Here is a 9,867-nt window from a genome sequence, read left to right on the forward strand (position 1 = left end):
CGTTACCTATATTCCGTTACCAAACTCAGTAATCCTAAACTGCAGAGACACAATGGGCAGCTCCATAGCTGCCCATTTTCATTCACAATTAAGCCGAATAGCTATTTTAAGCGACGTGATTTATTGTCGCTCATCACAGCAAACTCCACGACCATGCACTTTTTCTCCTGCCAATGCCTCAAGAATTGAACAATGGCTAGCATCGTCATCGACGTGCCCACAGCACGCATCATTGATTTTCTTCAATGCTCGACGAATTCGTGTTAAGTCATGAATTTTTTCATCGATAAGAGTCAGTTTCGCTGACGTGATCGACTTAACTTCAGCGCAACTGTGTTCTGTCGCTTCTAACTTAATATCTAAAAGTTCACGAATTTCATCCAAACTCAACCCAAGAGATTTGGATTTGAGGATAAACTGAACCTGTTTTTGATTTTCTTCATCATAAAGCCGATAACCGGACTCACTTCGGCCAGCCGGCGATATCAGTTTATTCTTTTCGTAGAAGCGCAAGGTGTCAGTACTGACTTCGCACCTTTTGGCTAACTCACCAATCTGAAACATGTTTTTTTAACCTTATTGTTACGATTTTGGTGTCAAAAACGGATTTTCCTAATTATTTTTGTGACGCCAAACGATTGCGCGAGCTTTTTTGTAATAATTTAGTTAGAATACGCGCCATCAAATTTCGAGTTGAAATGAATACATCGACCAATCAAAGGTCTTTACCAAAACTGGCCAATATCTTTGCTCACATGCCTCTAATAATAATGGCATGACCTAAGGAATGATAATTCTATTTATCCTTAATGGGCGTAAGAACAAGTACATTTTTGGCAAATATCTTTAATCTAACTACTCTGTGAATTTGAGGAAGATGGAAGCAATGAATAACGCTCGTCCTATTCGCCGCGCTCTTATCAGCGTATCAGACAAAACTGGTATCGTTGAGTTTGCAAAATCTCTTGCTGACCGCGGTGTTGATATCCTGTCTACTGGTGGCACAGCCCGCCTTCTTGCCGAACAAGGCATCTCTGTAACCGAAGTATCCGATTACACCGGATTCCCTGAGATGATGGACGGTCGCGTTAAAACGCTTCATCCAAAAGTTCACGGTGGTGTTCTTGGTCGTCGCGGTCAAGACGATGCGATCATGGAAACACACGGCATCAACCCAATCGATATGGTTGTGGTTAACCTATACCCATTCGCAGAAACTGTTGCTAAAGAAGGTTGCACCCTTGCTGACGCTGTTGAGAACATCGATATCGGTGGTCCAACAATGGTTCGCTCTGCAGCGAAAAACCACAAAGACGTCACTATCGTTGTGAACGCACACGACTACGACCGTGTTGTGGCTGAAATGGACGCAAACGACAAATCTCTAACCCTAGAGACTCGCTTCGACCTAGCTATCGCTGCATTCGAGCACACAGCTTCTTACGACGGCATGATCGCTAACTACTTCGGCACTATGGTTCCTAGCTACGGCGAGAACAAAGAAGGTGATGAAGAAAGCAAGTTCCCTCGCACGTTCAACCAACAGTTCGAGAAAAAACAAGACATGCGCTACGGTGAGAACAGCCACCAAGCTGCAGCATTCTACGTTGAAGCAAACCCTGAAGAAGCATCAGTGTCTACTGCTCGCCAAATCCAAGGTAAAGCACTGTCTTACAACAACATCGCTGACACTGACGCAGCTCTTGAGTGTGTGAAAGAATTCGACGAGCCAGCATGTGTGATCGTTAAGCACGCTAACCCATGTGGCGTAGCACTAGGTGAAAACATCCTAGAAGCTTACGACCGTGCATTCAAAACGGATCCAACGTCTGCATTTGGCGGTATCATCGCATTCAACCGTGAACTAGACGCTGCAACAGCAACGGCTATCACCGAACGTCAATTCGTTGAAGTTATCATTGCCCCTTCTGTTTCAGCTGAAGCAGTAGAAATCGTAGCGGCTAAGAAAAACCTTCGCCTACTTGAGTGTGGCGAGTGGACAACTAAGACGACTGGCTTTGACGTGAAACGCGTTAACGGCGGCCTGTTAGTTCAAGATCGTGACCAAGGTATGGTTGAAGCGTCTGACCTTAAAGTGGTTTCTAAACGCCAACCAACAGAAGAAGAGCTAAAAGACGCGCTATTCTGTTGGAAAGTTGCGAAGTACGTGAAATCCAACGCGATCGTTTATTCGAAAGGCGACATGACTATCGGTGTAGGCGCAGGTCAAATGAGCCGCGTTTACTCAGCGAAAATCGCTGGTATCAAAGCCGCAGACGAAGGTCTTCAAGTTGAGGGCTGTGTTATGGCCTCTGACGCATTCTTCCCATTCCGCGATGGTATCGATGCCGCTGCAGAAGCGGGCATCAAATGCGTGATTCAACCAGGTGGCTCTATGCGTGATGACGAAGTTATTGCAGCTGCAGATGAACACGGCATGGCGATGATCTTTACTGGCATGCGTCACTTCCGCCACTAATTTCCTCTTCGTATTTGGCACTGTGGCGTTGTTAGCTGCTTTCGCCCACCCCGGTCACATAGCGGATTATGCTCCCGGGGATGGGCTCAATTGCTGCCTAGCCACATCACCAACTACTTTGAGCAAGACTTATAATTTTGTTTTTTTAAATATTCCAATATTTAAAATACGTAGAGCAAGTCAGTGACTTTAGTTCAAGGAAAACACGCGGAGCTTATGACCATAAGTGAGCATGTTTGACACAGAAATAAAGGCTCTGAAGCAGCTATAAGGATTTTAAAACATGAATGTACTAATTATCGGTGCCGGCGGTAGAGAACATGCTTTGGGCTGGAAAGCAGCACAAAACCCAAATGTTGAAACAGTATTTGTTGCCCCTGGTAACGCAGGGACAGCGCTTGAGCCTAAACTCGAAAATGTCGCTATCGGTGTAGAAGACATTGAAGCACTTGTCACATTTGCCAAAGAAAACGCCATTGAGCTGACCATTGTCGGTCCTGAAGCGCCGTTAGTTATCGGTGTCGTCGATGCTTTCCGTGCAGCTGGCTTACCTATCTTTGGTCCAACAGAAGCGGCAGCTCAGCTTGAAGGCTCTAAAGCGTTCACAAAAGATTTCTTAGCACGTCACGCCATTCCTACAGGGGCTTACGCTAACTTTACAGAAATTGAGCCTGCGTTAGCTTACGTTCGTGAACAAGGCGCACCAATTGTTGTTAAAGCTGATGGTCTTGCGGCTGGTAAAGGCGTAATCGTTGCAATGACATTGCAAGAAGCGGAAGACGCTATTAAAGATATGTTGGCTGGCAATGCATTTGGTGAAGCAGGTAGCCGAGTGGTTATCGAAGAATTCCTAGACGGCGAAGAAGCGAGCTTCATCGTGATGGTCGACGGTAAAAACGTGCTTCCGATGGCCACCAGCCAAGACCACAAGCGTGTAGGTGATAAAGATACAGGTCCTAACACTGGCGGCATGGGGGCATACTCTCCAGCTCCTGTCGTAACTCAAGAAATCCACAACCGTATTATGGAAGAGGTTATTTACCCTACCGTGAATGGCATGGCTTCTGAAGGTCACCCGTACACAGGCTTCCTATACGCAGGCCTGATGATCGACAAAGATGGCACACCAAAAGTGATTGAGTACAACTGCCGCTTTGGTGACCCTGAAACTCAGCCTATCATGATGCGTATGGAATCCGATCTTGTAGAACTGTGTTTGGCTGCAATTGACGAAAAGCTGGATCAAGTTGAGTCTAAATGGGATTCACGTGCGTCCATCGGTATTGTATTGGCTGCCGGTGGCTACCCAGCGGCATACAACAAAGGCGATGTGATCTCTGGTCTTCCTCAACAGGAAACTGCAGGCGAGAAAGTATTCCACGCAGGAACAGACAACAAAGACGGCGACATTGTGACCAACGGTGGTCGTGTACTTTGTGCAACTGCTCTGGGTAACAGCGTATCGGAAGCACAACAACGTGCTTACGAGCTTGCAAAACAGATTCACTGGGAAGGTGTATTCCATCGCAGCGACATTGGTTATCGAGCGATTGCTCGTGAGCAAGAAAAGTAACGCTTAGTCGCGCACGTAAAAAACAGTCGCCGTGCAAAGGCAATCACACGTGTAAAAGCAATCGTACGTGTAAAAATAAAAAAGGCACTCATTGAGTGCCTTTTTTGTATTTGTTTAGCAGCATGTACCAAGTTTACTTACAGCTTAGTTCTGCTCGATAAACGACGGACGCTTAATACAATCCTGGTTATCCTCTGACAACATCAGCAAATCACTCACAGAAAGCGTTTTAAGCTCTTTTTGACCAATAAAGGCTACATAGCTATCTACTGTAGATAAACGATTAACTACGAAGCTAGGAAGCGTCTGGTTGAAGGCTAACTTTTCGTATTCCCTGTCATCACAGGTTTCAAACGTTTCGCCATCCCAATACCCTTGGACAAGTTCTAAATTCTCCTTGTCTTGGGCTTCCGTTGTTTCCACAACAAAATTGGCTTCTTGTTGATAGCGTTTGATTTGTTTTTCGGGAATAGGCAGGACTTTACCATCCAACCTTAACTGTTGATAAACAGCCTCACCAGAAGCGCTAAATCGTAAATGGACACGATAAGGCACGAGCTCTTGCTCATCATTGGTTCGATAACCTTCTCGAATCAACTCACGCAGTACATCCCCTTGCCAAGCATAATCGGTACGGTAGTAACCGTAATCTCCAGACGTCACATAGTCAGCAGCCGAATAAGCACTGCCTAACCTTTTGGTAAACCAATAAAAACTTGTGGAATCACCAATAGACTGCCCACCAGAATAATAAGCATACTGGTTAGCTTGAGGTGCGTTAGAACTTGAAGAACAGCCAACTAACGTGGCGAATAGCAGAGGTGCGTAAAAGTATCGCTTCATAAAATAACTACGCCGAGTAAAAACTCGGCGTAGTATAGATTAGTTCACTGATTCTTTCAGCGCTTTACCAGCGACAAATGCCGGAACATTCGCTGCTGCAATTTGAATCTCGTCGCCAGTCTTAGGATTGCGACCAGTACGAGCTGCACGATGGTTTACTTTGAATGTACCAAAACCGATAAGTTGAACCTGGTCACCCTCTTTAAGAGCTTCAGTCACTCCACCAAGAGTCGCTTCAAGAGCTGCTTTTGCTTGTGCTTTAGATAGATCAGCTTTTTCTGCGATGAAGTCGATGAGTTGGGTCTTGTTCATTAGGTTTCCCTTCTTGTATGTTTTTCGAAATCTAATTCACTGTAATCCATAAATGCCTGTTGTGGCAAAGGTTTGTCACCTCACTTTCGCTCTTCTGCCGATTTTTTAGCCGGATTATGAGCTTTACCTCACAATTTGTTACGAGTTTTCTCACTCTTGAGCTTGTTTTTCTCCTGTTCAGAACCGATTTATAACTTAGTCGATAGTTAGTTTCCATTGGGATTCTATTGATATCGACGCTAACAATTGATTGTAGGAAACTATGTTACTGCTCGCTTTATATGTCTCCATTGCGATTGGAGTGTCATTTATCTGCTCAGTTTTAGAAGCGGTATTATTGAGTATTACCCCCAGCTATATAGCCCAGCTTCGACAACAAGGTCATCCGTCAGCTCATAAATTGTATGAATTGAAGGAGGACATAGACAGACCACTCGCCTCCATCTTGACGCTCAATACGATTGCTCACACGATTGGCGCCGCCACAGCAGGTGCACAAGCTGCTGTTGTATTTGGTAGCCAGTGGCTCGGTGTATTTTCCGCGGTTCTTACGTTCGGTATTCTTGTCTTCTCTGAAATCGTTCCTAAGACCATAGGTGCAACATACTGGCGACAGCTTGCACCATCTGCAGCAACAACACTTCGCTGGATGGTATGGGCACTGACACCCTTTGTTTGGTTTTCAGAGCAGATCACCAAACGTCTCGCACATGGGCATCAAGCACCTAAAATGCGTGACGAACTGTCAGCCATGGCGATATTGGCTAAAGAATCAGGGGAGTTTGCAGAAGGCGAATCTCGTATTTTGCATAACTTACTGAACATTCAGGATGTGCCTGTTACTCAAGTAATGACACCACGCCCAGTTGTTTTTCGCGTCAATGCCGAGATGACGATCAATGAGTTCCTAGAAGATCATAAAGATACGCCTTTTTCTCGCCCATTGGTTTACAGCCAACAAACCGACAATATCCTTGGTTTTGTCCATCGATTGGAGCTATTTAGAATGCGTCAATCTGGCGAAGGTGGGAAACAGTTGGGGGCAGTGATGCGCCCTATTCACGTAATCTTAAACAATAAAGGGTTACCGAAAGCGTTTGACCAAATGATGGCGCAGCGCGTACAGCTCTCACTAATTGTGGATGAATACGGCACAATTCAAGGTATTGTGACTCTTGAAGACATCTTCGAGTACTTACTCGGCGAAGAAATTGTCGATGAAGCAGACAAAACAAGCGACATGCAGTTCTTAGCCAACCAGCGCTGGGAAAAGTGGAAAGAAACACATGGCGTAATTGAAAGTCGGGATGACGACGATGAGGCAGAGCCACCTGTTGTCGAAAACACCGATAAAAATCAATAACTCATCAAGGCTCCTTCATAGGAGCCTTTTATATTTGAGCTATTTATAGATGCGCGCTCTCTACTGCCCATTGCCATTTTGGCGCTTTAAAAAATCTAAGAAGACTCGACATTTTCGCGGAAGATGGGGCTGTTTTCTGTAGTAGGCGACAAATTCAAACAACCTACTTTCACTACCTTGAATATTGAGATGCACTAGCCAAGTCTGAGCTAACTCTTTTTGCAGAATCATTTCGGGTACATAAATAATCCCCTGCCCATTTATAGCGGCCTGAATCAGTATCTCCGTATTATCGGAACACATGTACGGAGAAAAACTGACGCTTTCCCCGCCTTTAAATACCCACGTTGATGATGAAGTATGCTGACCATAAGCAAGACACTGGTGTTGCTCTAAATCGCCCAGCGTTTTGGGAATACCATATTTTGACAAATAAGCAGGAGATGCGAACAGTTGATTAGAGTAAGAGTACAGGGGTACTCGAACAAACATAGCCGAGTTCAATGCTTCTACATCTCTAGATAGAGATATGTCGGCGTGCTTGACGGGGATATCCTCGTAATCCACACCTTTCAAATCGAAAGAAATATCTGGATACAGCATCGAGAACGAATTCAGCGAGCTCATTAACACCCTAGAATGAACAAGCGCAGGTGCAGCAATGGTTAATAGCCCTGCTGGACGCTCTCCCAACCTCGCCACTTCCGTTATCAGTTCTTCCCAATCCCCACCTATTTGGCAAAACGTCTGGTAAAAATATTCACCCGCCTCAGTCACTTCAAGTTTTCGGGTTGTTCGAATCAATAACTGTACGCCTAAACTATCCTCAAGTTCCGCCACACGCTTGCTTATGACAGATGGAGTCACATTTAGAGCTTTGGCTGCGCCCGCCATCGAACCCAACTCAACCACTTTTCGAAATAACACCGCATGTTTAAAGTTTGTCACCTTTTCGTTCCATTTCAGAAACACATGCATTCCATTTTTGGTGATTATTTCCAAAATAACAACAAATAGAATGACGATGTTTTTTCATACATGAGGCTCCCTAATGAGTATTCCACGCTACGTTATCGAAACTGTCAGTTGGAAAGCAAAAGAAGATGTGACAGACAAAGCGATGATTCAATCAGTTGAATCCATGCTTGAAGATTTGAAAGATTTGCCCGGATTTATCCATGAGACATTGTCGTTGAGCGAAGAAGGGAAATGGCTTCAACTCTATTATTGGAAATCGGCAAAGGATGCGCACAACTCAAATCAATTAATGGCCAAAAAGAACTCGCTGGCGAACTTGATGACGCTGATCGAGCCTGAATCTGTCATTATTCAAGTATTAACACCGCAGCATGCCTCTTCAGAACTGGCGCTGTTTAGTTAGAAAAAAATAAAAAAGGCTCCAATCGGAGCCTAATTTTTTAGTCGTAAGCGAGTTCTATCCCGATATTGCTGATAGGGTCATCACGCAGTTCTTGGCGTAAATCCTTTATCAGTTCGATGTCTCTCTCTTCCGTCTCTTTTAACGGGCGGAAGATTGCCCACTGCACATCCCACTCTGCGCACACGGCTTCATTTTCTTTCTGGTTTTCATTCGTTATTTCTTCACCAGTCTGAGCTTCTTCCAATTGCGCTACGGTATTAACCGACTGCTCACTGACTTTAAGCATGGATTCAAACAACGTGTCTCTGTCCAGTAAGCCATGCAAAAGTGTTGATAAGGCGATGCAGGCATCAACCGCAGGGTAAACACCATAAAAATCAAACTCATCAGTAGACGGGATAAGTTCTTCTAGCTTTTCGAGTTGACGCTCAAAATTTACTTTTGCGCTTTTAACCGTGAGCATCTCCCAAACACTGTCTAAAATATCTTTGTAGACACGAGATTCTGCAAACTCTGTATTCTGGCAAAAAGCCGCATAATTGGGGTACATACGCTCGCAAAGAGACGCCATAAACGTAATTTGCTGCCAAGGTTCAAACTTTTCTAGGCGAATCTGGAGTGGGTTCTGTAACATGGTGACTCAACGATTGTAGGAAAAGACAGCGGAAGTGTACTTGATTCGCCAGAGGGAAAAAAGCAAGCCTATGAATAATTTTACCAACAAATTGTACATCGCATCGAAAGATCATGCTGAATACACTTCAATGCTCAACAACGCACAGCTAGACGACCTTGTCATTACTCAAGACAAAAGCCTCGCGAACATTGTATTGGCCGATCCCCCTTTGGTTGCCCACGATTTAAACCAGTTTTCCAAAATGGAGTGGTTGCAATCTACCTTCGCCGGTGTGGATGCTTTGGTGGCAAGCGGTCTCAGACAAGATTATGATCTTACCAATGTAAAAGGTATTTTCGGTCAGCAAATTTCTGAGTATGTCGTTGGGCACACGATCAATTATTTCCGCCACCTATTTACTTATCAGCAACAACAATTGAAGTCTCAATGGCAACCTCACCCTTATCAATCTCTTGACGACAAGTCGATATTAATACTTGGAACAGGTGATATTGGCTGCCATCTTGCTAAAGTGTGTAACGCATTAGGCATGAAAACTGGAGGGGTCAACCGAACAGGGATCCCAGCAAAGGCTTCTCCTTTTAAATACACCTTCCATGTCGGTGAATTCCGATCTGCCGTAAAAGATGCCGATATCATCGTCAGCACCCTTCCTTCAACAGAAGATACGCGTGGCTACTTGAATGCCGCTAGGCTAGCGCATGCCGATAACGCATTACTCTTTAACGTAGGGCGTGGAGATGTACTTGTGGAAGACGATTTAATTCCGGCTATAGAAAACGGCAACATCGCTCATGCGTTCCTCGATGTATTTGAGCAAGAGCCTTTGACGAAGTCCTCACCATTTTGGCTGCACGATAAAATCACCGTTACACCTCATATTGCTGCCGTCAGTTTTCCTCATCAAGTTTTCGATCAGTTCAAAGAAAACTACTTAAGATGGTATGACGGGTTTAAACTGCAAAACTTAGTCGATTTCAAAAAAGGTTACTGATCGATGAGTGAGCTCACTGCGCTTCTCAGCGATGTTCGACAATGCAAGTTATGTGAGCCCGAACTGCCTCTTGGTGCAAATCCAATTATTCAAGCTTCTGAAAGTGCGCGCTTACTCATTATTGGTCAAGCTCCTGGAACAAAAGTGCATCACTCTTCCATTCCTTGGAATGACCCCAGTGGCGATAGGTTAAGAAAGTGGCTAAATATGTCGAGTAGACGACACTTGTTACCAAGTGCCGCCCCTCTAAGAACCGTACGTGCAACTTTCACTGCATACGGCTCA

Annotated in this window: 11 protein-coding genes; 6 read left to right on the forward strand and 5 right to left on the reverse strand. The window is 44.8% G+C overall.

Translation table 11 applies throughout. The features are described from left to right. Positions 1-120: 120 nt before the first annotated feature. Positions 121-564 carry a Zn(2+)-responsive transcriptional regulator gene (gene zntR / locus Q8W40_RS25035; protein ID WP_101114234.1) on the reverse strand — a complete coding sequence of 148 codons (444 nt, stop codon included), beginning with the start codon at positions 562-564 and terminating at the stop codon, positions 121-123. Positions 565-886: 322 nt separating this feature from the next. Between zntR and purH the strand changes: the two genes are divergently transcribed. Together purH and purD are read left to right on the forward strand one after the other, a co-directional pair. Continuing rightward, positions 887-2,479, forward strand: coding sequence for a bifunctional phosphoribosylaminoimidazolecarboxamide formyltransferase/IMP cyclohydrolase (gene purH, locus Q8W40_RS25040; protein ID WP_104400387.1), 1,593 nt, complete (start codon positions 887-889; stop codon positions 2,477-2,479). 283 nt (positions 2,480-2,762) lie between these two features. Then, positions 2,763-4,052, forward strand: a complete 1,290-nt coding sequence (gene purD, locus Q8W40_RS25045; RefSeq protein ID WP_305401159.1) for a phosphoribosylamine--glycine ligase — start codon at positions 2,763-2,765, stop codon at positions 4,050-4,052. Positions 4,053-4,196: 144 nt separating this feature from the next. Here purD and Q8W40_RS25050 read toward each other — a convergent pair whose 3' ends face one another. Together Q8W40_RS25050 and hupA are read right to left on the reverse strand one after the other, a co-directional pair. Beyond that, on the reverse strand, positions 4,197-4,895 hold the full coding sequence (locus tag Q8W40_RS25050) for a DUF1481 domain-containing protein (protein ID WP_305401161.1): 699 nt from the start codon (positions 4,893-4,895) through the stop codon (positions 4,197-4,199). A gap of 39 nt (positions 4,896-4,934) precedes the next feature. Then, a complete protein-coding gene (gene hupA, locus Q8W40_RS25055) occupies positions 4,935-5,207 on the reverse strand; it encodes a nucleoid-associated protein HU-alpha (RefSeq protein ID WP_101114240.1) in 273 nt (90 codons plus the stop codon). A 262-nt stretch (positions 5,208-5,469) separates the two neighbouring features. Between hupA and Q8W40_RS25060 the strand changes: the two genes are divergently transcribed. Then, positions 5,470-6,570, forward strand: coding sequence for a CNNM domain-containing protein (locus tag Q8W40_RS25060; protein ID WP_305401163.1), 1,101 nt, complete (start codon positions 5,470-5,472; stop codon positions 6,568-6,570). A gap of 60 nt (positions 6,571-6,630) precedes the next feature. Here the strand turns inward: Q8W40_RS25060 and Q8W40_RS25065 are convergent, their stop codons facing one another. Then, positions 6,631-7,518 (reverse strand): LysR family transcriptional regulator, encoded by an 888-nt coding sequence (locus tag Q8W40_RS25065; RefSeq protein ID WP_305401165.1) that lies wholly within the window; start codon positions 7,516-7,518, stop codon positions 6,631-6,633. A 103-nt stretch (positions 7,519-7,621) separates the two neighbouring features. Between Q8W40_RS25065 and Q8W40_RS25070 the strand changes: the two genes are divergently transcribed. Next, a complete protein-coding gene (locus Q8W40_RS25070; protein ID WP_305401167.1) occupies positions 7,622-7,951 on the forward strand; it encodes a hypothetical protein in 330 nt (109 codons plus the stop codon). A 37-nt stretch (positions 7,952-7,988) separates the two neighbouring features. On the opposite strand, the gene Q8W40_RS25075 is transcribed toward Q8W40_RS25070, so the two are convergent. Further along, positions 7,989-8,585: a YjaG family protein gene (locus Q8W40_RS25075; protein ID WP_305401169.1), complete on the reverse strand. Its 597-nt coding sequence runs from the start codon at positions 8,583-8,585 to the stop codon at positions 7,989-7,991. Positions 8,586-8,655: 70 nt separating this feature from the next. Between Q8W40_RS25075 and Q8W40_RS25080 the strand changes: the two genes are divergently transcribed. Both Q8W40_RS25080 and Q8W40_RS25085 read left to right on the forward strand, forming a co-directional pair. Further along, positions 8,656-9,582 carry a D-2-hydroxyacid dehydrogenase gene (locus tag Q8W40_RS25080; protein WP_305401171.1) on the forward strand — a complete coding sequence of 309 codons (927 nt, stop codon included), beginning with the start codon at positions 8,656-8,658 and terminating at the stop codon, positions 9,580-9,582. Positions 9,583-9,585: 3 nt separating this feature from the next. Further along, a partial coding sequence (locus tag Q8W40_RS25085; protein ID WP_370693429.1) for a uracil-DNA glycosylase family protein occupies positions 9,586-9,867 on the forward strand: 282 nt, incomplete at its 3' end.

The organism is Vibrio penaeicida (genome assembly GCF_030689305.1).
GTDB classification, from domain to species: Bacteria; Pseudomonadota; Gammaproteobacteria; order Enterobacterales; family Vibrionaceae; genus Vibrio; species Vibrio penaeicida_B.